Annotated in this window: 23 protein-coding genes; 16 read left to right on the forward strand and 7 right to left on the reverse strand. The window is 41.8% G+C overall.

Annotation, left to right across the window (positions count from 1 at the left end; genetic code table 11):
• Nucleotides 1–34: 34 nt before the first annotated feature.
• The 6 genes from AC5JMF_RS29475 to rfbD all read left to right on the forward strand — a co-directional run bounded on the left by AC5JMF_RS29475 (nt 35) and on the right by rfbD (nt 5,997).
• On the forward strand, nt 35–1,033 hold the full coding sequence (locus tag AC5JMF_RS29475; protein ID WP_495799253.1) for a glycosyltransferase: 999 nt from the start codon (nt 35–37) through the stop codon (nt 1,031–1,033).
• 26 nt (nt 1,034–1,059) lie between these two features.
• A complete protein-coding gene (locus tag AC5JMF_RS29480) occupies nt 1,060–1,956 on the forward strand; it encodes a glycosyltransferase family 2 protein (RefSeq protein WP_495799254.1) in 897 nt (298 codons plus the stop codon).
• Between the two features lie 53 nt (nt 1,957–2,009).
• Nucleotides 2,010–3,080, forward strand: coding sequence for a glycosyltransferase family 4 protein (locus AC5JMF_RS29485; RefSeq protein WP_495799255.1), 1,071 nt, complete (start codon nt 2,010–2,012; stop codon nt 3,078–3,080).
• A 102-nt stretch (nt 3,081–3,182) separates the two neighbouring features.
• Nucleotides 3,183–4,259, forward strand: a complete 1,077-nt coding sequence (locus tag AC5JMF_RS29490) for a glucose-1-phosphate thymidylyltransferase (RefSeq protein WP_495799256.1) — start codon at nt 3,183–3,185, stop codon at nt 4,257–4,259.
• 109 nt (nt 4,260–4,368) lie between these two features.
• Nucleotides 4,369–4,914, forward strand: a complete 546-nt coding sequence (rfbC, locus tag AC5JMF_RS29495; protein ID WP_495799257.1) for a dTDP-4-dehydrorhamnose 3,5-epimerase — start codon at nt 4,369–4,371, stop codon at nt 4,912–4,914.
• Between the two features lie 192 nt (nt 4,915–5,106).
• The gene (rfbD, locus tag AC5JMF_RS29500; RefSeq protein ID WP_495799258.1) at nt 5,107–5,997 is read left to right on the forward strand and encodes a dTDP-4-dehydrorhamnose reductase; all 891 of its coding nucleotides are present in this window, start codon (nt 5,107–5,109) and stop codon (nt 5,995–5,997) included.
• Between the two features lie 163 nt (nt 5,998–6,160).
• Here the strand turns inward: rfbD and AC5JMF_RS29505 are convergent, their stop codons facing one another.
• Nucleotides 6,161–6,907, reverse strand: coding sequence for a 2-phosphosulfolactate phosphatase family protein (locus AC5JMF_RS29505; RefSeq protein ID WP_495799259.1), 747 nt, complete (start codon nt 6,905–6,907; stop codon nt 6,161–6,163).
• Nucleotides 6,908–7,192: 285 nt separating this feature from the next.
• Between AC5JMF_RS29505 and AC5JMF_RS29510 the strand changes: the two genes are divergently transcribed.
• A complete protein-coding gene (locus AC5JMF_RS29510; RefSeq protein WP_495799260.1) occupies nt 7,193–7,612 on the forward strand; it encodes a BlaI/MecI/CopY family transcriptional regulator in 420 nt (139 codons plus the stop codon).
• Complete coding sequence (locus AC5JMF_RS29515; RefSeq protein ID WP_495799261.1) at nt 7,612–8,454, forward strand: M56 family metallopeptidase; 843 nt, start codon at nt 7,612–7,614, stop codon at nt 8,452–8,454. The genes AC5JMF_RS29510 and AC5JMF_RS29515 overlap by 1 nt, the downstream gene beginning before the upstream one ends.
• A gap of 58 nt (nt 8,455–8,512) precedes the next feature.
• On the opposite strand, the gene queC is transcribed toward AC5JMF_RS29515, so the two are convergent.
• A complete protein-coding gene (gene queC / locus AC5JMF_RS29520) occupies nt 8,513–9,202 on the reverse strand; it encodes a 7-cyano-7-deazaguanine synthase QueC (protein WP_495799262.1) in 690 nt (229 codons plus the stop codon).
• A gap of 299 nt (nt 9,203–9,501) precedes the next feature.
• On the opposite strand from queC, the gene AC5JMF_RS29525 reads away from it, so the two are divergent.
• The 4 genes from AC5JMF_RS29525 to fcmC all read left to right on the forward strand — a co-directional run bounded on the left by AC5JMF_RS29525 (nt 9,502) and on the right by fcmC (nt 13,468).
• Nucleotides 9,502–10,584: a Gfo/Idh/MocA family oxidoreductase gene (locus AC5JMF_RS29525; protein WP_495799263.1), complete on the forward strand. Its 1,083-nt coding sequence runs from the start codon at nt 9,502–9,504 to the stop codon at nt 10,582–10,584.
• Between the two features lie 420 nt (nt 10,585–11,004).
• The gene (locus AC5JMF_RS29530) at nt 11,005–11,619 is read left to right on the forward strand and encodes a DedA family protein (RefSeq protein ID WP_495799264.1); all 615 of its coding nucleotides are present in this window, start codon (nt 11,005–11,007) and stop codon (nt 11,617–11,619) included.
• A 206-nt stretch (nt 11,620–11,825) separates the two neighbouring features.
• A complete protein-coding gene (gene fcmB, locus AC5JMF_RS29535) occupies nt 11,826–12,971 on the forward strand; it encodes a filament morphology actin-like protein FcmB (protein ID WP_495799265.1) in 1,146 nt (381 codons plus the stop codon).
• A gap of 5 nt (nt 12,972–12,976) precedes the next feature.
• Nucleotides 12,977–13,468: a filament morphology membrane protein FcmC gene (fcmC, locus tag AC5JMF_RS29540; protein WP_495799266.1), complete on the forward strand. Its 492-nt coding sequence runs from the start codon at nt 12,977–12,979 to the stop codon at nt 13,466–13,468.
• A gap of 141 nt (nt 13,469–13,609) precedes the next feature.
• Here the strand turns inward: fcmC and AC5JMF_RS29545 are convergent, their stop codons facing one another.
• Nucleotides 13,610–14,212: a cupin domain-containing protein gene (locus AC5JMF_RS29545; RefSeq protein WP_495799267.1), complete on the reverse strand. Its 603-nt coding sequence runs from the start codon at nt 14,210–14,212 to the stop codon at nt 13,610–13,612.
• Nucleotides 14,213–14,663: 451 nt separating this feature from the next.
• On the opposite strand from AC5JMF_RS29545, the gene AC5JMF_RS29550 reads away from it, so the two are divergent.
• From AC5JMF_RS29550 to rdgB, 3 genes are all read left to right on the forward strand, one after another.
• Nucleotides 14,664–16,100: a phosphoglucomutase/phosphomannomutase family protein gene (locus tag AC5JMF_RS29550; RefSeq protein WP_495799268.1), complete on the forward strand. Its 1,437-nt coding sequence runs from the start codon at nt 14,664–14,666 to the stop codon at nt 16,098–16,100.
• A 66-nt stretch (nt 16,101–16,166) separates the two neighbouring features.
• Nucleotides 16,167–17,204, forward strand: a complete 1,038-nt coding sequence (locus AC5JMF_RS29555; protein WP_495799269.1) for a zinc-dependent alcohol dehydrogenase family protein — start codon at nt 16,167–16,169, stop codon at nt 17,202–17,204.
• A 91-nt stretch (nt 17,205–17,295) separates the two neighbouring features.
• Entirely contained in the window at nt 17,296–17,868 is a 573-nt protein-coding gene (rdgB, locus tag AC5JMF_RS29560; protein WP_495799270.1) for an RdgB/HAM1 family non-canonical purine NTP pyrophosphatase, read from the forward strand.
• Nucleotides 17,869–18,033: 165 nt separating this feature from the next.
• Here rdgB and AC5JMF_RS29565 read toward each other — a convergent pair whose 3' ends face one another.
• From AC5JMF_RS29565 to AC5JMF_RS29580, 4 genes are all read right to left on the reverse strand, one after another.
• The gene (locus tag AC5JMF_RS29565) at nt 18,034–20,232 is read right to left on the reverse strand and encodes a N,N-dimethylformamidase beta subunit family domain-containing protein (RefSeq protein ID WP_495799271.1); all 2,199 of its coding nucleotides are present in this window, start codon (nt 20,230–20,232) and stop codon (nt 18,034–18,036) included.
• A 711-nt stretch (nt 20,233–20,943) separates the two neighbouring features.
• On the reverse strand, nt 20,944–21,210 hold the full coding sequence (locus tag AC5JMF_RS29570; protein WP_495799272.1) for a hypothetical protein: 267 nt from the start codon (nt 21,208–21,210) through the stop codon (nt 20,944–20,946).
• 23 nt (nt 21,211–21,233) lie between these two features.
• Entirely contained in the window at nt 21,234–21,356 is a 123-nt protein-coding gene (locus AC5JMF_RS29575) for a hypothetical protein (protein WP_495799273.1), read from the reverse strand.
• A gap of 103 nt (nt 21,357–21,459) precedes the next feature.
• Nucleotides 21,460–21,606: a hypothetical protein gene (locus tag AC5JMF_RS29580; protein WP_495799274.1), complete on the reverse strand. Its 147-nt coding sequence runs from the start codon at nt 21,604–21,606 to the stop codon at nt 21,460–21,462.
• Nucleotides 21,607–21,718: 112 nt separating this feature from the next.
• Between AC5JMF_RS29580 and AC5JMF_RS29585 the strand changes: the two genes are divergently transcribed.
• On the forward strand, nt 21,719–23,353 hold the full coding sequence (locus AC5JMF_RS29585) for a N,N-dimethylformamidase beta subunit family domain-containing protein (protein ID WP_495799275.1): 1,635 nt from the start codon (nt 21,719–21,721) through the stop codon (nt 23,351–23,353).
• Nucleotides 23,354–23,359 lie beyond the last annotated feature (6 nt).

The following is a 23,359-nucleotide window of genomic DNA, read 5'->3' on the forward strand; positions in this document are numbered from 1 at the left end:
AGCAATTGAAAACTGAGAAATCTAGCTTAAGTGAATGCAAAAACAAGAAAAAATTGGGATTGTTTTAGCAACCTATAATCCTCAGCTTGAATATTTCCAAAAACAGATTCAGTCAATTAAAAATCAAACTTGGCAAAATTGGATTTGTCATATTGTTGATGACTGCTCCCAAGTTGAATATCAAGCTGCAATTAAAAAAAATGTCGAAAATGATTCACGGTTTATTTGTCATTTTCATAGCAATAATCTCAAACATTACTATAATTTTGAAAGGGGTTTACAATACTGTATTCAAGACCCTAAAATTACAGCGATCGCTTTTTGCGATCAAGATGATATTTGGATTGCAGAAAAGCTAGAAGTATTGCTCAAGACTTTACGCTTTGAACACGCGCTATTAGTTCATTCTGATTTGGAACTTATCGACAGTCACGACCAAACTATTAATCATTCTACTTGGGATTTTGAAGGACGCCAACCTGAAAAAGCTACGGTGGAATTATTGTTACTTCGCAACGTCGTTACCGGCTGTTCGTCGTTATTTTGTAGTTCTCTCATTACCGATATTCTACCCTTTCCCCAACAAAATGAAATTGGTTGGCATCATGACTGGTGGGTAGCATTGGTTGCTATTCAAAAAGGTAAGATTAAACATATTCGTCAACCGTTAGTTCGCTATAGGCTCCATACTTCCAATGCAGTAGGAACAATGCAAAATGCGGGTAATTTTTATACTGAACTAATGCTGTGGTTTAAGAAAAAATGTCGCATCACAGGTAAAAGCTATTTAATTCATAGTAATTTGAGTAAAGCATTTCAAGCTAGATTTTACCAACAATTAAATTCAACCTGGTATAATCCCTTTGACGATCGCCACTTAGATTTTGGTTTAGGTATTCTTAGGCTTTGTTATCAAAGTTTAAAAACCGGATATCGTTCTGAAGGTATAGCAATGCGAATTTTAATTTTTAAAATTATATTCGATGTTCAACAATTGTTAAACTATATCTTAAATTTTTTTCCAAAATTTTAAGCAAGCAAAAGCAATATTCAAAACAAATGAACCAACAACCCATCTCAGTATCAATTATTTTAGTTAACTATAATGGAGCAGAGATTTTACCAGATTGTTTAAACTCTATAGAAAAATTTATAGATATACCTAGCTACGAAATTATTATTGTAGACAATGCCTCTAGTGATGGTAGTGTGGAATTAATTCCAGAAAAATTCCCTGAAATACGTTTAGTTAGACAAGCTGAAAATCGTGGTTTTGGCGCAGGAAACAATGCAGGTGCAAAACTTGCTAGGGGAGAATTTTTATTTTTTTTAAATACTGACACTGTACTTACTAGTAATATTCTACCTCATTTAATTGAGTTGATGCAAGCAGACCCACAAATAGGAATTATCGGGCCAAAATTGCTTAATCGAGATGGGAGTTTACAAATTTCTGCTTCACCTGCGTTAGGAATTAAAGGTGAATATAAAGCTCGTAAGATGCATCAAGATTATTTGAATAAGTCTGAAAAATTTTTGATTGAGCAAAGATTTAAAGAAATTCAAGAAGTAGATATTGTTGTCGGGGCTGCTTTTTTAATTCGCTCAAAGCTATTTGATAAATTAGGTGGGTTTGATGAGAAGTTTTTTATGTATTTTGAAGAATCAGATTTATGCCAAAGAGCGCAATATCAAGGATATAAAATTATCTATACTCCTGATGTATCTTTGATTCATTTGCACGGGTATTCAGTTCAAAAGGTTGCGAATGCAATGGCTATTGAATATAGACGTAGCCAGATTTATTATTATCAAAAGCATCGCCCTTTGTGGGAACAATTTATATTACGTATATATCTTTTTTATAAGTTTTTTGGTGAATTTGTAACTACAGCTAATCTCAATAGTCTAAAAATTATTACTTTATTATTTACATCGAATAAATCTAAAGTTTAAATAATTCGTAATTCGTAATTAAATATCTAAGTTAATCAAACAATGATTTTATTATGCCTATCTTAGCAAATTTATCTTTTGCTCCAACTCAACCAACAGGTTGGTTAAGTTATAGTTTGAATTTATTGAAAGAGCTAAAAGAGTTAGATGTTGAGGTATTAAGTCCAAGGCAAATCTCTGGAATTAAATGTCATGATTCACCATCGGACATGACAACTGATTTTGGCATGAAAGGGCATTTAAAGCGCTTGCTGTGGACTCAATTTTACCTACCAAATATTTATCAAAACGTTAAGTCTACGTTACTATTTTCTCCTATACCGGAGGCTCCTTTATTTTCTTCATGTGCTTATGTGATCACTGTTCATGATTTAATTCCTTTAAGGTTTCCACAATGGTTTTCTATAACGCAGCGACTTTATTGTATTTATTATATTCGTGCTGTCATTCAACAAGCAAAACATGTTATCTGTAATTCTCAGGCAACGGCTGCGGATTTAAGCAACTTTTTGGAAGTTCCTAAAGAAAAATTAACTGCAATTTCACTAGGATATGACAGCGAAAATTTTCGTTTTTTAGATGTGCCAAGGCAAAATTATTTTCTATATTTAGGAAGGCATAATCCTCACAAAAATTTGCACCGTTTAATTACTGCCTTTGCTGGATTATCTAACTGCAAAGACTACGAACTTTGGTTAGCAGGGCCGAGCGATCGCCGTTACACACCAACTTTAACAGCGCAAATTGCCCAACTCGGCATAACCGATCAAGTAAAATTCCTGAACTATGTTCCTGATCAAGAATTGCCAAAAATCATCAATCAAGCTATCGCTCTTGTCTTCCCAAGTCTCTGGGAAGGCTTTGGTTTACCCGTCCTCGAAGCAATGGCTTGTGGTACCCCGGTAATTACTTCCAATCTCTCCTCTCTACCAGAAATAGCGGGGAACGCAGCAATTTTCATCAATCCTTACAACACCAGAGAAATTACAGAGGCAATGCAAGCAATCGCAACTGATTCGGCATTGCGATCGCGCCTTTCTCACCAGGGAATTATTCACTGTCAACAATTCAGTTGGGCAAAAACTGGACAAGCCACCGCTGAAGTGTTATCCCGCTACATGTAGAATATTACCGTTGAATCAGGCAGGGGTTGCCGAAGGCTAGGCAGGAGGACGCAAACAAAGATTTCAAAATGACTAGTGACCAATGACTAATGACAAATACTTATGAAAGCATTAATTCTCTCAGGTGGTAAAGGTACACGTCTACGTCCCCTAACCCACAGTGGAGCCAAACAACTCGTACCAGTTGCTAACAAACCTGTTTTATGGTACGGCATTGAAGAGATGGTAGCAGCCGGCATTACCGATATCGGCATTATTATCAACCCAGAAACAGGGGCAGAAGTGCAGGCAAAAACAGGAGATGGAGGATATTTTGGTGCTAAAATCACCTACATCTTACAACACCAGCCCGCCGGACTTGCTCACGCTGTTCAAGTTGCCCGTCCTTTTTTGGCAGACTCTCCTTTTGTCATGTACTTGGGTGATAATTTAATTCAACTAGGTGATTTAAATTACTTTCTGCAACAATTTATCCAACAACAGCCAGAAGCTTTAATCCTATTGCGTCAAGTCGCTAATCCTAGCGCTTTTGGTGTTGCTAGGGTAGATGATACAGGGCAAGTGTTTCAGTTAATTGAAAAACCGAAAATTCCCCCTTCCAATTTGGCTTTAGTTGGAGTTTATTTCTTTTCTCATGTTATTTTTGATGCGATCGCCAATATCCAACCCTCCGCTAGAGGCGAATTAGAAATTACCGACGCTATTCAACACTTGATTGACCAACAAAAACAAGTCTTAGCTTATGAACTTCAAGGTTGGTGGTTAGATACTGGTAAAAAAGATGACCTACTAGAAGCAAATCGTTTGATTCTCGATACTTATTTATCAACCACAATTGATGGTGAAATCGATACTCAAAGTCAGATTATTGGGCGAGTGCAAATCGGGGCGAGATCTAAAGTAACTAACTGCACAATTCGCGGCCCAGTCATCATTGGTAGCGATTGTTATTTAGAAAACTGCTTTATTGGCCCTTACAGTAGTATTGCCAATCATGTCACACTCATCGATTCTGATTTAGAACATAGTATGGTTTTAGAAGGTGCTAAAATCGCTCGAATTCATCAACGGATTATTGATAGTGTCATTGGACAACGGGCCCAACTAACTTTAGCACCCCGTAGACCAAAAGCTTTACGATTCCTGATAGGTGATGACTGTCAAATTGAACTGACATGATTTACTTTTTAAAGCATTACTCACTCCCAAAACTTTAGCTGGAAAAAACCGGAAAAGCTACCGTCAAAGTGCTATCCTCCTACTTGTGAAATATACAGCAATCTTATTGATGAGTATCGTACACACCAGAATACCTGAAGTTATTCAACTTGAACCCCAAGTATTTACCGACAGCCGTGGCTTCTTTTTTGAAGCCTATAATCAACAAAAGTTTACAGAAACAACTGGTATTATTACTAATTTTGTGCAAGATAACCACTCTTGTTCTCAGCAGAACGTTCTACGTGGATTGCATTACCAAATCGTACAACCCCAAGGTAAACTCGTTCGCGTCATTGTCGGCAATATCTTTGATGTCGCCGTAGATATTAGAAAAAATTCACCCACCTTTGGCAAATGGGTAGGTTATCAACTCAGCGCCGAAAACAAACGCTTACTGTGGATACCACCAGGTTTTGCTCATGGTTTTCTTGTACTCTCAGAAATAGCGGAAGTTCTCTACAAAACAACAGATTACTATGCGCCTCAAGGCGATCGCACAATCTTGTGGAACGATCCAGATATAAGCATAGATTGGCCTTTGAATGCGCCACCAATCTTATCAGCAAAAGACCAAGCCGGCACACCTTTAAAACATGCTGAAATATTTGATTAAGAAATGGGGAGTGGGGAGTAAGGAGTAGGGAGTGGGGGGAGGAATTTCCATGACATCCTTGTGTTAAAAATCACATTATTTTCTGTTAAAAAGTTCTGTAAAACCGGAAAACTCTTATTACTCTCTGCGTCTCTGCGCCTCTGCGTGAAAATACAACTCCTTGATCTTCAAATATTCGTGCAAGAAATCAGAATGGATAAATCAATTCTGCTAATTGGTAGTAATGGTCAAGTAGGGCAAGAACTGCAAAAAATCCTCACACCCTACGGCAATCTGATCTCAGTGGCACGTCCTACCATAGACCTAACCCAACCCGATACTCTCCGTAGCGTCATCAACCGCCACCAACCGCAAATTATCATCAATGCTGCTGCTTATACCGCAGTAGACAAAGCAGAAAGCGAACCTGAACTAGCCACAGCCATCAATGCCACCGCACCACTAATTCTCGCCCAACAAGCGCAAAAACTCGGAGCATTTTTGATTCATATTTCCACCGATTATGTTTTTGATGGCAAAGCCTACACCCCCTACCAAGAAACCGATGATACTAATCCTCTAAGTGTTTATGGCAAAACCAAACTTGCAGGTGAACTAGCAATTCAAGAAACTTGCACCCATCACCTCATCCTCCGCACCGCCTGGGTTTATGGCATATTTGGCAAAAGCAACTTTGTCAAAACCATGCTGCGAGTGGGTGCAGAACGTCAAGAAATTCGCGTCGTTGCCGATCAAATTGGTAGTCCCACTTGGGCAAAAGACATAGCCAATGCGATCGCCCAACTGATTCCCCAGCTAACCCTAGAAATTAGCGGTATCTATCATTACACAAATAGTGGCGTCGCTAGCTGGTACGACTTTGCCGTTACCATCTTTGAAGAAGCCCAACAATTAGGCTTACCCCTAAAAATTGAACGGATTGTACCCATCACCACCGCCCAATATCCCACACCAGCCAGTCGCCCTGCTTATTCTGTCCTAGCCCGTGAGAAAATTTCAGCACTGCTAGCAACTTATCCCCCCCATTGGCGGGAAAGACTTAGGCAAATGCTGAGCGATTTATGTATACAAAATAATCCGTAATTTATCTGAACTTTAATCTGGTAGTGGCGTAACAAAACTAAATTTGTGCATTAGATTTATGTTTAAGAAGTTACTAAAGAAGAACTACGAACCTTTTTTATTGCACTATATTTAGTCGAGTCAGTCCACTACAAAATTTGTATCATTAATTACGAACTACAACTTACGAATTAATCTTTTGACTTTTTAAAACTCCCATTTCTCTTTGTATAGGCAAAACATCTAAAATATCGGTTTGAGAACAATATTTTAGGTCGGCTTGACAATCAAGACGCAAAAGTCGCTGACCATGACTAGCTTGGTGAAATAATTCCAACAAGTTATTTTGCCATTGAGAGTAAAGAGCGATCGCGCTAATTACTTCATCATTGCCAGCTAATTTTTCTGGTGGTAACTGAGTGTGCTGCACAATACTATGAGCGATCGCGCCTGCACAAACTGTATCTTCTAAAGAGAAACTGCCTTCCCAACCTGAACCGACAATCCATACTATCTCTGGTTGCTTGTCTAAGAGATATTGCACTATTGCCGCTCGATTGATCAAAGCTGCCGCTAATACATTGGGAGAGTCTTGTACCCGTTGTAAGGCACGAGTACCATTAGTAGTACTAATGAACAAACGACGTCCCTGCACAAGTTCTGGCGTGCAATCGAGAGGAGAGTTACCCAACTCAAAACCAGCCACTTTCGCGCCACCGCGTTCTCCTGCCCGCAGTCGTTTTTCTGAGGGCCATGTTTCGCTAACTTCGATTAGTTGATCTAAGTCACTGAAGACTTGCACAGCTTCGCCTCCAGCCGCTAAGACAGTGGCTATTGTGCTAGTAGCTCGCAATACATCAACTGCGATCGCACATTCTGGCACTTGATCATTTGGAGTCGATTCCGGAGTGTGGTATACAAATAGCTTCACGCGCTGGATACACCTGCTCTAAATACTTCCGCAAATAACATTCTACCTAGTTGGTGACACTAACAAAGGTCACAGTTAAAGCTAGAAAATTTTTTAGCATCGAAATGCACGATGTAGCACATTTAATACCCCAATACTATACAAGCTCATCATCTCGCTTTCAGACTTGCGGCATATCTTGTAATCTAAAAGGAAATGGGTAATTCGTAATTCGTAATTATTTACTCTCCTGCACCCGCATCTGGCTTAATCCCTAGCCCCCCTAGCCCCTAGCCCCAAATCAACATGGCACCTTTACCCGACTACCGCCCTAAACAACTGTCTGTAGGCCCCTTGGAGGCGGAAATTTTAAATATTATCTGGGAACTTGGTTCAGCCACAGTCAAGGATGTACACGATCGCATTCTGAGCGATCCCAATCGAGAATTGGCTTATACTTCTGTCACCACAGTTTTGCGACGCCTCACCGATAAAGGTTGGTTAGTCTGCGACAAAAAAGAGCGAGCATTTTATTGGCGACCATTATTAAGCAAACAGCAAGCCGATGTCATCAAAGCACACGAGCAGTTGCAGCGATTTCTCGCAGTCGGCAACCCTGACGTCATCGCCGCTTTTGCCGACAGTTTAGATGATGCAGCCAGCGAACAAATAGCAGCGATCGCCAAACGTGTTCAAGCTGCACGCCAAGCCAGGGAGGAAAAATAATGCATCTGGTCATGATTTTGATTGCTTTAGCAGTTGCTTGGTGGTTGAGATATTCTTGGAGGGAACCACAAGGTAATTGGACTTTACGGTGGCGACGAACTCTATTTTTATTTCTTTTCCCGCCCTTGCTCATCTTCATGACAGCGATCGCTGTATTGAGCATGGGAACCCAAGGCAAAATGGGTGGAATGTATACAGGCTACTTTAGCTATTTGCTAGCGCTAATTTATTTAGGAATTTTTGCCATTTTATGCGTCAAACTTGCCCTACAAGGCTGGCAATCTGTAAATTCGGCTCGTAATTGTCCCCTAGTTAGTCTTGGAGAGCAAAAAGTCCGCTTATTGCAAACCACAGCGTTGTTTGCAGGTCAAATCGGTTTTTGGCAACCCGAACTAGTAATGAGCCAGGGATTGCTCAAAACTCTCTCACCTGCTCATGTAGAAAGCGTCTTAGCACACGAGCAAGGGCACTATCACTACAGGGATACATTCTGGTTTTTTTGGTTGGGTTGGGTGCGTTCCTGCACAGCCTGGTTGCCAAATACAGAGCCTTTGTGGCAAGAATTATTAGTTTTGCGCGAACTCCGTGCTGATAGTTATGCTGCATCCCAAGTAGACCCTTTAGTATTAGCAGAATCACTCCTTTTAGTAGTCAGTACAACCCCCGTATTATCAGAAATTTGCTGTGCTGCGTTGGGTTCTGGTGGTATTGGCGATCGCTTAGAACAAAGAGTAGAAGCTCTCTTGACACCGCCAGAACCAGCCCCCAAATTGAATTGGCTGTCTTGGAATCGCTTCCTTTTAGCCTTTCTACCATTAATAACTGTAATATTTCACACTTAGTCAGTTACAAAACCTTTTTAATAAACATCAATCTCTCGGCCCGAAATCTTTCCCCGCGTCAATCAAACCCATGGGAAGCATATGGTAGTGGATCAACAAGCCCCAATTCAGTAAAAGCCGCAAGCCGTAAGCGACAAGCATCACATACGCCACAAGCTACATCACCGCCAGCATAGCAAGACCAAGTAAGTTCCCAAGGAACTCCCAAATCGTTGCCTAAGCGAATAATTTCGGTCTTTTTCAAATCGATCAAGGGTGCAACAATAGTAATCGGTTTCCCCTCACGCCCTTGTTTAGTTCCTAGACGAAAAACTTCTTGCATTGCCTGGATATAATCAAGACGACAATCAGGATATCCAGAGTAATCTAAGGCATTAACCCCAATATAAACGCACTCAGCTGCGATCGCCTCCGCATAACCAAGAGCAAAGCTCAAAAAAATGGTATTACGCGCCGGGACATAGGTGACAGGAATATTTTGAGACATCTCATCTAGAGAACGCTCTTGTGGTAAATCTATAGCATCGTCCGTCAGTGCTGAACCACCCCATTGTCTTAAATCAAAGCTAACCACTTGATGTTGTACTACTCCAGCTTGCTGAGCGACAAGGAGGGCAGACTGTAACTCTCGTCGGTGTCGCTGCTGATAATCAAAGGAAATAGCGTGACACTCACATTGATCTACCTTCGCTTGATACAAAATTGTGGAGGAGTCTAGCCCCCCAGACAACAGAATTACAGCTTTCATCTCGGTTGCACCGTTTGAACTTAAAAATCGCTAATCACGCCCCAAATGCAAAACTCAGTTTTAAAATTTAATAAAAATACATACTACTTTTTGTATAAAGTGTAAAAACGGATCGTTTTTGAACTGTCTGTACAAAAGACAGCTAGATTACGGGAACTGATTATAAACTTTGAAATTCTTCATAAACAGAACCTCTATGTTACCATCTGGATGGTTTTAGACGGATCGTAGGTGGCATTTCTGTATAAACGCCAACGGCCGTAGCGTCTCTAAATTTGGTGGTTGAGGAGAGAATAATAGTGCAAGATAGCATGTCAGTGGCAGAACCGAATCTATACACACAGCGCAACCAGCCACGACCAATCCGCATAGGCGTGATTGGGGTGGGTAACATGGGACAACATCATACTCGCGTACTCAGTTCAATGAAGGATGTTGAACTAGTCGGAGTAGCTGATATCAATGTCGAACGGGGGATAGAAACCGCAAGCAAGTACAAGGTACGTTTTTTTGAAGATTACTGCGATCTGCTACCCCATGTAGAAGCAGTTTGCGTCGCCGTTCCTACCCGTCTGCATTACGCCGTAGGCATTAATTGTCTATTGGGGGGGGTTCACGTTTTGATTGAAAAACCGATCGCTGCTAGTATTTCGGAAGCAGAATCCTTAGTCAATGCCGCGGCCGAGTCTCAATGCATCCTGCAAGTAGGTCATATTGAGCGTTTCAATCCGGCATTTAGAGAATTGAGCAAAGTACTCAAAACAGAGGAATTATTGGCGCTAGAAGCTCACCGCATGAGTCCTTACTCAGATCGAGCAAACGATGTTTCAGTAGTGCTGGATTTAATGATCCATGACATTGACCTACTTTTGGAACTAGCCGCCTCTCCAGTAGTAAAGTTAACTGCTAGCGGTACTCGTGCCCTAGACTCTGGTTATTTAGATTACGTAACTGCCACCTTGGGATTTGCCAACGGTATTGTTGCCACTTTAACTGCCAGTAAAGTCACTCACCGCAAAATTCGGCGTGTCGTCGCCCATTGCAAAAACTCATTTACTGAAGCAGACTTTCTTAAAAATGAAATTTTGATTCACCGACAAACCACAGCTAATTCTCTAAGCGATCACCGACAAGTATTTTACAAGCAAGATGGATTAATTGAAAAAGTTTATACCAGTAATATTCAACCTTTGAGTGCAGAATTAGAACATTTTGTCAACTGTGTCCACGGAGGCAATCAACCCTCCGTAGGTGGTGAGCAAGCTCTTAAAGCCCTCAAATTGGCCAGTTTAATTGAGCAAATGGCACTAGAAGACAGAGTTTGGAACCCATTAGACTGGCAATCGGAATCAAGAGTACAATCATTGACCCCGACAGTTTAGTAGTCTTTGAAGAAGAGAAAAGACGCGGGGAAATCTGCATTCTCCGCGTTTATGTGTATCTTCCTGATGCGTCGAACCTTTAGATCCTCTCTAGTACTTTTTGTAAAGAGACTAGGAGGATCTAAATATTAATTCGTAATTCGTGATTTTTAAGATGCATAGCAACATTCTGATGCTGATACCATTTCACTTTAATATACAAATACATGAGTAAGGGTTTAGCATTGCTAGACCCTTACGAAAGATTTCTGTGTATCAGGATTTTTTTTGAATTGGTATGAGTAGTTTTTGGCAAACTATCCCAGTTCTATAAAGACACATCTGAAGACCAATTTAGTATGAAAAAAAGAAAAATACATTCAAACCTGAAAATCCTTTATTAGTTACGAATTACGAATTACCACTTAAGGAATTAACTCAATGCTTGAATGGATAACTAACACCATTGCAAAATTTGACTATTGGGGAATTGCCCTGCTGATGTTCTTAGAAAACCTTTTTCCCCCCATTCCTTCAGAATTGATTATGCCACTGGCAGGATTTACAGCAAGAGCAAAACCCGACAAGCTCAATATCATTGGCGTATTTTTTGCGGGACTTTTAGGTTCCGTCCTGGGGGCGCTGATTTGGTACTATCCTGGGAAATTTTTAGGCGAAAGGCGTTTGAGGGCTTGGGCTGACAGATATGGGAAATGGCTAGCTGTATCCAGCAATGACATTACCAAGGCTAAACGTTGGTTTGATCGGCAAGGCAGTAAAGCAGTGTTAATTGGTCGCCTTGTACCAGGAATCCGCACCTTAATTTCTGTGCCAGCAGGTATTAGCAATATGCCCATACTACCATTTTTATTTTATACAACACTAGGTAGCGCTGCTTGGGTAGGTCTGCTAACATACTCAGGTTACGCATTGGGTAGTCAGTATCAACTTGTGGATGAATACCTTGCTCCTGTATCAAAAATTGTGCTGGGAGTTTTAGTTCTAGCATTTGGTGTTTGGGTACTCAAGCGCCAACTCAAAAGCAATAGAAGATGATACACAGCTGCTTTTAGTTGAATGTGGGGGTTACATCTGTTCAAAATTCGCCTACACTATGCCAAATAATACTAAATGCGCGATCGCTCAAATTTAGTTTGAGCGTACTTCTAGCTACACTTAGCGAAGCCTGTAATTTCTGGTAACTCGCATTTTTGTAAGATGAGCATGACAACTTTTTAAGTCAGGACTAGGAGCTTTTATTCATGACAGACCAACCTTCCGCCGCCACTCCAATTAATGCAGCTGCCATACCGATGAATAGGGTATCGGCATCTACTCCCTTAAATGCTGTTAATTCTCCCAAACCCAGCACAGGCTCAGGGAAAACCATTCTCAGTGTCGATTTAGGTAGAACCTCCACAAAGACTTGTGTCAGCCGCGAACCAGGCAATGTGGTATTCATACCTGCCAACGTCAAGCAAATGTCCATAGAACAAGTACGTGGGGGTGTTTTTGAAGCCAGAGCTACCGATCCTCTGATGGATTTGTGGCTAGAGTATCAAGGCAATGGTTACGCTGTTGGTCAGCTAGCAGCAGATTTTGGAGCTAATCTAGGCGTCGGCCAATCTAAAGTAGAGGATGCATTAGTCAAAGTTTTGGCGTGTGCTGGCTACTTCAAACTTAAAGACGATATTTCTGTTGTTTTGGGCTTGCCTTTCCTTTCTTTAGAGCAATTTGAACGGGAAAAAGCTCAGTTAATTAGCCAAGTAGGTGGCCCCCATGTGTTGAACTTCCGGGGCGAATCCTTATCGCTGAATGTTAGCAAAGTTTGGGTAATGCCAGAAGGCTATGGTAGTCTTTTGTGGTCTGAAGCTCAACCGAAGAAAGGCCCCAGCCCAGATTTTACAAAAATATCGGTAGCGATCGTTGATGTGGGACATCAAACTATTGATCTACTAATGGTAGACAATTTCCGCTTTGCTCGAGGTGCTTCTAAGAGTGAAGACTTCGGCATGAACAAGTTTTATGAACTAGTAGCACACGAAATCGATGGGGCAGATAGTCAATCTCTGGCGTTGATTTCCGCTGTTAACAAAGCCAAAGGTGAACGTTTTTATCGTCCCAAAGGTGCCAGCAAGCCCGCTAATTTAGATGATTTTCTCCCTAACCTGACAGAGCAGTTTTCTCGAGATATTTGTGGTCGTGTTCTCGCTTGGTTGCCAGAACGCGTTACCGACGTGATTCTGACTGGCGGTGGTGGTGAGTTTTTCTGGGAAGACATTCAACGTCTACTCAAAGAAGCAAAGATTAATGCTCATTTAGCAGCACCCTCTCGGCAGGCGAACGCTTTGGGGCAGTATATTTATGGAGAGGCACAATTGTCCTCTACTCGCGCTGCTAGGGCCTAAAACTGATGTTCCAATGGTCAAAAAAGGTAGTTAAATCCGTGACGTTCAATCCAGGGGTTGCTGACGAAAGCTTGCTAGAGCAAGTCGAAAGTCATTTGGAGAAACAACCCGATAAGTCTTTCAGTGACCTCTGTAAAGAGGCATTGTGGCAATCTTTGTGTGTACCGGAATCTGTACGACCTAGTCCAAAAACAGCAGCAACAGCACCCGTTGAACAACAAATTGCTGAACTGCAACGTCAAATGGCTGGCCTTGAGGAACGTTTTTTTGCAAAGGAATCTCATCGTTTGCAGGCAATAGAACGCCATATCCTACAACTTTCCCAACAAGTTGCACAGTTGGCGCTCATAATCAACGAACGATCGCAAATTCCATCTCCAATCCCATCTCCAATTCCACCAGAGATAGTCAATAATACCGCTCATCCAGTTGCTGCGCCTCCGCAAGAGGTTGACCCCGTAATTAGTCGCCTCAGCGAGTACCTTGATGATTTCTAGCGAAAAATCAAGATTGTGAGCAGCTTTTTATCTGAGCATTAATCCTTAATAGTTTTGACTATTAAGGATTATTAATTTATTGGTTATTCGGTAATTTTTATGTTTTTGAAAGCTCAAAACGCCTGCTAGCTTAACTGTCCCCTATGCCCTGTTCCAATATTTGAGAAGCGATCGCTCCACTCCCAACCAGTTACCAATCTGTACCAAGCCACCAACTAACAGTTTTTGAACTATTAACGGTGGGCCAACGAGAATTGTGTCTGCTTTCTTCAGTAATAGGGCAAAGTAAAGTAAATTTGTCGGCATCCCTTCATGGTTTACCTTGCCGTCAATTGCTAGACCAAACAGTCCCCTGATAAACTGCTCAAATTGTCCCACAGGTTGGTTTTCACTCGTATAAGTTACCCAATCATCAGAGTTATTACGGAAACTGTGGTGCATCAAAGCTGGAACATGTAAACTTTCTCCTGCTTTTAATGTCCGCCAATTTCCCTTGCGACCAACCTCCATTTCCAGACAACCTTTAAGTACAGTAAATGTTTCACTCATGCGAGTGTGATAATGCAGTGGGCTACCTTTAGATCCTGGAGGCAAGTCAAACTGGATCTTTGCATACATCCCACCGCTTGCTTGAGTTGAGTGCAAAATAGTCATGCGATCGCCCGTCACAGGATTTACAATGACTTCTAGTTGTTGAGATGTAATCGCATTAGCAGAATGAATTTGTGTATTTGTAGATGTCATAGTGGAAAACTCCTTACTTTGAATTTTTGTCTGCACAGTACTATTTGACTACATTTTCACTATTGCGTGTGTAACACGAGTTGACCAAGAAGAACAGATGCTGCTTGAGAAATTTGGTGATGAGTATCAAGCCTACAAACAACGTACAAAGCGATTAATTCCCTATCTGTTCTAAATATCAGCAAGAAGAGAGCAGATCAATATTTTTACATATTTTTGCTATACATTTACGTAATAAATAACACGTTAAAACCGCAAAAATTACTCTCCCCCAGCCCCTAATCCCTAGCCCCTAGACCCTACTCCCCACTCCCCATTACCCCTAATCCCCACTCCCTCCGGGAGCGGGGGCCCCGAGTTCCCCACTCGCCATTTTTAAGCTAGATTCTTTTTTTACTTTATACACTGTATAAATGCTAGAATCCTCAAGGAAGACAGTTAGGATACCCCGATGCCAGTTGTAGCTAACTCAATTAAGTTTGGTACAGACGGCTGGCGGGGCGTTATCGGTGATGAGTTCACCTTTGAACGCCTAGCCCTAGTCGCACCAGCCGCTGCAAAAGTATTATATGATACCTATTTCCCTACAGTGGGTAGCCGGACAATTGTAGTCGGCTATGATCGCCGCTTTATGGCGGAAGACTTTGCTCGTGTTGTTGCCAATACTGTCGCCGCGATAGGATTTGATGTGTTACTAAGCGAGACATATGCCCCAACACCGGCTTTTAGTTGGGCCGCAAAACAACTCAATGCTTTGGGGGCGCTAGTAATTACAGCCAGTCATAATCCTGGAAGATATTTAGGATTAAAAGTCAAGGGTGCTTTTGGGGGATCAGTGCCACCAGAGGTAACAAAGGAAATAGAAGCACTGTTATCGCAGGAATTGCCACCTGCAACCACCCCAGGCAAGCAAGAGAATTTTAATCCTTGGCCTAGTTACACCCAAGCCCTAAAAGGCAAAGTCGATATTGCCAAAATTAGAGGCGCGATCGCCTCTGGTAAACTAACGCTATTTGCTGATGTGATGCATGGTGCAGCTGCAGGTGGATTGGCGAAATTACTGACAGAGCAGGTAAAAGAAATCAACAGTGAACGTGATCCTTTATTTGGTGGTGGTGCGCCAGAACCCTTACCGAAATACCTTTCACGCCTATTTGAAATCATCAAAAGCCATCAAGAAAGCGATAGTTCAGGTTTGACAGTAGGGTTAGTCTTTGATGGAGACTGCGATCGCATAGCCGCCGTCGATGGAGAAGCCAATTTCCTAAGTTCGCAAATATTAATCCCGATATTAATTGACCATTTAACTAGACGGCGTAACTTTCAAGGGGAAATCGTCAAAACTGTCAGCGGTTCTGACTTGATACCCCGCGTAGCAGCGTTACATAATCTGTCAGTGTTTGAAACTCCTGTGGGTTATAAATACATCGCTGACAGAATGTTAGCAGCACAGGTACTATTAGGTGGTGAAGAGTCAGGAGGAATTGGCTATGGTAGCCACATCCCCGAACGTGATGCCCTACTATCAGCACTATATGTTCTAGAGGCAATTGTAGAATCTGGGCTGGATTTGGGCGAATATTATCGTCAGCTACAGGAAAAAACAGGTTTTAATTCAGCATATGATCGCATCGATTTACCCTTAGCAAGCATGGAAGTGCGATCGCGTCTTTTACAACAACTGCAAACCCAACCCCTAACAGAAATTGCAGGCAAAACAGTGATAGATTGCCAAACAATTGACGGCTACAAGTTCCGCTTAGAAGACAACAGTTGGTTAATGATTCGGTTTAGCGGTACCGAACCAGTTTTGCGCCTCTACTGCGAAGCACCTACACTCGAACAGGTGCATCAAACTCTCGCTTGGGCGAAACAGTGGGCAGGGTAAAATTAGTTATTAGTCATTTGTCCTCTATTCTTTGATCAATGACTATTAAAATTCGGAGATTGTTCGATGAAAGCAACCGTTTACCATGCCCCTGGTGATGTCCGTGTGGAGACCGTTCCCGATCCCATTATTCAACAGCCCACAGATGCCATTGTTCGGATCACTCACGCTTGTATCTGCGGCTCTGACCTTTGGTTCTATCGGGGTGAGGAAGAGTGGCAACCGGGTTGGCGAACCGGACACGAATGGATGGGAATTGTGGAAGAAGTCGGCTCTCTTGTTCGCACGGTGAAGAAGGGCGATCGCGTCCTCGCTCCCTTTGCGTTTTCCGATGGTACCTGTGAGTTCTGCCATAAAGGCATCCAAACCGCTTGCATACATGGTGGTTTTTGGGGAACCACGAATGATGGTGGACAAGCAGAAGCCATCCGTTCGCCCTTGGCCGATGGCACATTAGTGGCCATTCCCAAAGCTGTTGAGAATGATGATGACCTCCTCACCGCCATTCTACCGCTCACCGATGTGATGTCAACTGGACATCATGCCGCCGTTTCAGCAGGTGTCCGCACAGGTAGCACAGTTGCAGTTGTGGGTGATGGTGCTGTGGGGTTGTGTGGCGTGCTTGCCGCTAAACGCCTCGGTGCTGAACGCATCATTATCTTGGGGCGGCACGAATCGCGGCTAGAGATTGCACGACGGTTTGGTGCAACGGATGTCGTCAGCAGTCGAGGGGAAGAAGCGATCACGGCTGTGAAAGAGATGACCCAAGGCGGTGGAGAGTCGGTACTGGAGTGTGTTGGTAGTGAGTCAGCAATGGCAACGGCGATCGGCATTGCACGTCCTGGTGGAGCGATCGGCTATGTTGGCGTGCCGCACGGCAGCGGACAGAATTTCAATCTGAGTCGTTTATTTATGAATAACATCACATTGCGAGGCGGGGCTGCACCTGCCCGTGCTTACATTCCAGAATTGCTAGCCGATACTGTGGCAGGCAAACTCAACTCCTCTGCTGTTCTCGATTTAACCGTCGATCTCGACAGTGTTCCCAGAGGGTATGCTGCAATGGATAGTCGGGAAGCGATCAAAGTCATGGTACGCCCTTAAAGAACCTGACTTACTAATTTAAGTGCCTTGGCGAAGCCTTGCCGAAGGCATCGCCTGGTTCATAATTAACGCGAAAGAACGTCACCGACCAATGACAAAACTATTAGTAGTAGCCACAGGTAATCCAGGTAAGCTACAAGAAATGCAAGCTTACCTTGCAGATTCTGGATGGGAGTTGACCCTCAAACCAGAAGAATTAGACATTGAAGAGACAGGCGATACCTTTGCAGCTAATGCCTGTTTGAAAGCATCCCAGGTAGCTTTAGCAACTGGAGAGTGGGCGATCGCCGATGATTCTGGCTTAGAGGTAGATGCCCTCAATGGCGCACCAGGAGTATATTCTGCCCGTTATGCCCCAACCGACTCAGAACGTATTGCCAGGGTATTGCGGGAATTAGACGGTGAAGTGAATCGGCAAGCCCAATTTGTGTGTGCGATCGCGATCGCATCTGCCGATGGGGCGATCGCTTTTAAAGCTGAAGGCATTTGTCGTGGAGAAATTCTTCATACTCCCCGTGGTGATGGTGGTTTCGGCTACGACCCAATTTTTTATGTTCCAGAAAAGCAATTGACCTTTGCACAGATGTCGCCAGAATTGAAAGGGTCAATTAGCCATCGTGGTCAAGCTTTTGCAGCCCTACTCCCTCAATTGAACAAATTATGACCTATCATTGCGCTTGGCGCGATCGCCCAAAAGGTAATGGCAAAGACAGCAAGTATCGAGGGGAAGACCGTGTTTTTTCTGGAGGATGGACAGTAATAAGTATAGTATAAAAAAGAACAGGAAATCGGAAAACTGTTCCCTGTTCCCTTCTTTGAAAAATCCTACTTAAGTAGGCACAACTACCCCTGGTGATGGCGTTAAAGGTTTAGCACCCATGTCTGCTAACACGTTGACTGCTATTTGCTTGGCGCGAGGGTCTTCGCGTGGATCTTTAACACCAAAACTATCTAGTCCCCACATCCATTGAATTGAGCCTGTAGAAAATACTTTGCCACCACTGCTGGCAGTGTAACGAACGGCATGTGCAATCTCGTATGTAGTTTGTCCCATGACATCTAGATCTTGACCATCAAAATCAACTGGTGATTCAGCAAGGATGACTAACCCAGGTGGAGTAAAACCATTGTTAACAATTCCGTCCCATTCAAAACCTACTAGTCGTTCTAGTTTGTCACCATTTTTGAGACCTGTATTGGCGTAGTAAGGATCATCGCTTTTTTTGACGACAAAATCATATCCGCCGTAGACAATATTGCGATCGCCTGTGTACATTACTCCCAAGAGAGCATTTTCCGGCTGATTATTCTGTGGGCTGCGGAATTTATTAGTTGGTGCGATCGGATCTTTATCCCACTTCTCTTTGTAACAAACCATAACTCGATTGGGTTGTCCATCACTTGATTCCTCAAACCGGACTCGCCAATAAGCGGTATTCGCTGAGAAAAATGCCAAGTTTGTTGGTGGGTTAGCGTCACGGGCTTGCTCGACATTTAGCCGTTCTTCCATTGACCAGTATTCATCATGACCAACCGACAAAAAGACCTTGTGCTGGCGTAGTAACAGTGGGTTGGAATGGATATCAAGATTAGTCACGTATAACACGTCATAGCTTTGAGATTCCAACCACCGAATCATATTAAATTCCCAGCGAAGGATATTGTTAAACTGGATGTCATCAAGTGCTTGGGAAAATGGTCGGTCAAAAGAGACTTTCCAGGCTTTTGTGAAGTTATTGGAGTTGAAATCATACAAGCTGTAACCACCATACTTGTTATATGCTTGGTGGTTGGTAAAGCTGCTCTGGAATAAAACATCAGATTTAGCATTGTCATGACGCACCACAAACCACACCTGTGACTGCTTACCGCTGGTTTTATCAGTCAGCTTGGCAATGTACAAACCGCTAGTCCAATCAGCACCTACTTGTAAGGTGTAGGAAGTTGCCCACTTACATTCGACAAGGCGAGTACTAGGGTCTGTAATTTCACATTTAGGTTGTTTGAAGCCATTAAGAAAACCACTACTAACCATCAGTCTTGCGCCTGTGCCTGCGTAGTAACCTAAACGATACACATCAATCGAAAACTGTCCATCTTGCAGCAAAGAAACTTTAATATCTAATGAACCACCCTTATTGACGCTAGTTGCTGATGCATAACCAGCAACCTCATTACCAGCCATTTTCTCAAAGGGAATTTGCCATGCTGTTGTGCCAGTTTTTTGATTTTCTAAATAGATAGCGTTGGTTGTTGCTAGTGTAGCGGTGGCAGTAAAATTGGTGCTGCCAATACCAGATGCTGTGGCTTTAACAGTGATTTTACCAACGGAAGTTCCCAAAGTTAGCTTGGTGCTTGCGTGACCGTTCGCATTAGTGACCGCACTAACAGGTGAAACCGAACCACTACCACTAGTGATTGCAAAATTAACTTTCACACCTGCTTGAGGTTGACCAGCACTGTTTTTTACTTGAACAGTTAAAGCTTGAAGCAATACAGTTCCAGTTTTGCCACTTTGGTTATCACCACCCACTTTCGTGATCGTAGCCACAGCGTTAGCAACGAAGACAACATCACGAAAATAGTTGTTGTTTTGGAAAGAGTCTTTGGGGAAAACACCTGGATTTCCAAATACTCCATTATTACCATCAGCTACCGTTTTCAGATCAAGGTTAGTAATTGAAGTGCCTAATCCATTATTAGTAACAGCAAAAAAACCATTGGTGTTGACAGAGACAACATATGTTGTATTAGCTTGAATACTGAGTGGAGTAGTGAGAGTTTGTTGCTGCCAACCTGAAGCAGTTTCATTGGAGAATGTAACTTTGGCTAGGACAGTACCTGTTGCTGACCAGATTGTACCAGTATGAGTTCCAGTTTCATTAGTCGCTTTCCAATAGCGAATAGCGTTAATTTTACCAGGCTTAGTACTCTGAAACTTCATGCCTAGCTCATACTTAGTACCACTATCGTTAGCATTTTTGTTATTCGGTTCTTGGTTGGTAAAGACAGATTGAGGTTGACTCATAATTGTGATTCAACTTTTTGGGTGTGTTCTATTTTATCTACTCATTTACAACTTCTAATTTCTGAAAATGACGAAAAAATTTTTAAATTTTTTTGAGATTATTTGTGTTTGCACTGCTACTTAAGTAGTTAAAAATTAACTCTTAATAAATCTTCAATATGCAAAAAAATATTTTCCTTGTCAGTCATTGAACTGGTACTCAGTGGAGATTTTAAAACGTTGATTTTAGCGATTGTTTTTATAGTTAACACTTTTAAAATCAGGTTTTATTCATACTTCATGTACTAAACATAGCTATCTTTTTTGATAACCAATTCAATCTATAAAATACATATCTATTTTGATTATTTTCCAAAATCTCAGAAATTTTTAAGTGTTTTTACTTATCTTGAATGTATTAAAATAAATTAAAAGCTTTCCAGCAACCGATCAAATGTTGTAAAGAGATTGCGTGCAGAGCTTACTTTACATGTATTTCAAAAATCAAATCTGATTGCTGTAATAGAAAACATACTCGCACAAGGCGGTTTTGGGATCACCTATTTAGCTGTCGAGCTTAGGAATGGGAATCTAATCGTTTTGGGGCGATACCTACGGTGGTAAACTACGCGCTTTATGCCTGATACTTTCTGGAAGTATTATGGAGGCGTAGATGCTGCATCGGCTTGTCGTTAGACATCACTACTTTATTTGATGATTAAGATAGTGATTTTACATCATGTTAATACCTTGAGTTGATAGATTTCCTTGTTCTCTAATTTCATCCCAATTAATTACGGCCACCCAGACATTTTCTTCATGAGAATATTGAACAATTCCATCAACTTCTAAATCCTCACTATAAAATGTCAAATGTAAATTATCTTGCAACCAAATTTTTTGATGGGCTAAATCTTCAATAGTGCCAGTACAATTAAGTCGCAGACGACCTTGAAAATCAGCATTATGAAAATCAGCAAAAATTCTAGGTATATCCATAACTTTTAATATTAATCAAATATTCAAGTTGACTTGGCCGGAGTTACTCCACTTGGATGAGTTCCAAACCCACACTCAATATCTTCTGGTCGATTCCGTCCACCACGAACAACTAATGCTTCGTCTGGTATTGTTTCTACAATCACAGGTAATTTTAATTTTTTCTCCCAAGTAGCATATCAGAAAATGGTAGGTTGGATTTCTTTATTCAACCCAACAAATACATTGAGAATGTTGGGTTTCCTTACGTCAACCCAAACTACAAAATCTGCAAGTAGAATAGATGCGATCGCCTATGGTAAAATGTAAGCGATCGCTACAAATCAACTCACAATCAACCAAAATACCTGACTTCTCCAAGAAGTCGGGGATTTGATCGCTTTGTGGCGATCGCAATAAAATTTGATAAGTAATTTAGTTAAGATAATATTTAAGATCACAGTATATAGAATATTATGATCGCTGTTGATCTGCTTTATTAACAGGCTATTATCACCAATATACAGGGATGTTTTTTATTAAACAATTCAAATTTGTTTGGAGGATAATCCTACCAGCGCTGCTAATTTTGATTGTTGTTTTAAATCTTCTACAACCATCCGTAAAATCTACTGACTTGCCAACATCTAGGCAAAAAAATAATCCGATAGCTATTGAAAATCAAAAAGCAGGTACTTGGGAATGGCAATTAACCAATCCTGCTGTTAAGCGAGAAATCGAAGGGTATGCTTCTCTAACTAGCGTTAATCGAGGTGATGAAATTAAGTTTTTTGTCAACACAAAAGAACCAAAATATACTATTGAAATTTTTCGGATGGGCTGGTATGGCGGTGCAGGTGGACGACAGATAACACCTGCAATTGTTCGCAATGGAATCAAGCAACCACCGCCAATTATAGATGTAGCAACTGGTTTAATTGAATGCGATTGGCAAGACCCATATACATTAAAAATTCCTCAAGATTCCAATAATTCTACAGAGTGGACAAGTGGATTTTATTTAGCAAAATTAACTGCTAGCCAGAGTGGGAAACAAAGCTACATCATTTTTGTAGTCCGCGATGATAGCCGCCCTTCTGACATTCTTTTTCAATCAAGCGTCACCACTTATCAGGCTTATAACAACTGGGGCAGCATGTCGCTTTATCGTTGGAATAGTCGCGGTAAACAAGCACAAAAAGTATCTTTTAATCGCCCCTATGCGCGTAGTCCATCTCGGCTAGCAGCTTATGGAGTGGGAGCAGGAGAGTTTTTGACTAACTTCCAACCACCAAAGAGAACTTCTAACGCTGGGTGGGAATATAACATGGTTAGATGGCTAGAACGTGAAGGTTATGATGTTACGTACTGTACTGATATTGATACACACAATAATCCTTTAGATATACGAACTGGCAAACCGATACTCTTTTTGCATAAAGCATTTCTTGCAGTAGGTCATGATGAATATTGGTCGTGGCAGATGCGGCAAAATGTACAAGCAGCACGGGAAGGTGGCGTCAGCCTGGGCTTTTTTTCTGCTAACACTTGTTATTGGCAGATTCGTTTTGAGCCTAGCCTGATTACCCAAGATATAAATCGTACTATTGTTACTTATAAAGAAAGCTTTGCTCTAGATCCCTTTTTTAGGGATAAAAATCCGATTAATGATTATCTGGTGACTACTCTTTGGCGAAAAGAACCTGTGAAGCGCCCAGAAGATGCTTTGATTGGAGTGATGTATGAAACATTTCAAGTCAACGCTGATATTGTGGTTAACGAAACAGCACCAGATTGGTTGCTTGTGGGTACGCAACTCCAGCAAGACAAAACAGTATCTTTGCGAGCAAATAGCAAAGCACATTTGAAAGAAATGCGCCTCGTAGGATTGTTGGGCTACGAAGTCGATCGCATGTTTGGGAATGCGCCTGCTAACACGATTCGGATTGCCCATTCACCTTTTCGCTACAACGGTGGTACGAGATACTCAGATATGACCGTTTATACTACAAAATCTGGGGCCACAGTGTTTGCTACAGGTTCTATGCAGTGGAGTTGGGGATTAGATGATTACAATACAACGCAATTACGTCCCTCGGTTTTGAGTGCCGATGCTCAAGCAATTACACGTAATGTACTTGCCCAAATGTTAGATGAATCATAAACTAAT

The organism is Desmonostoc vinosum, assembly GCF_059505385.1.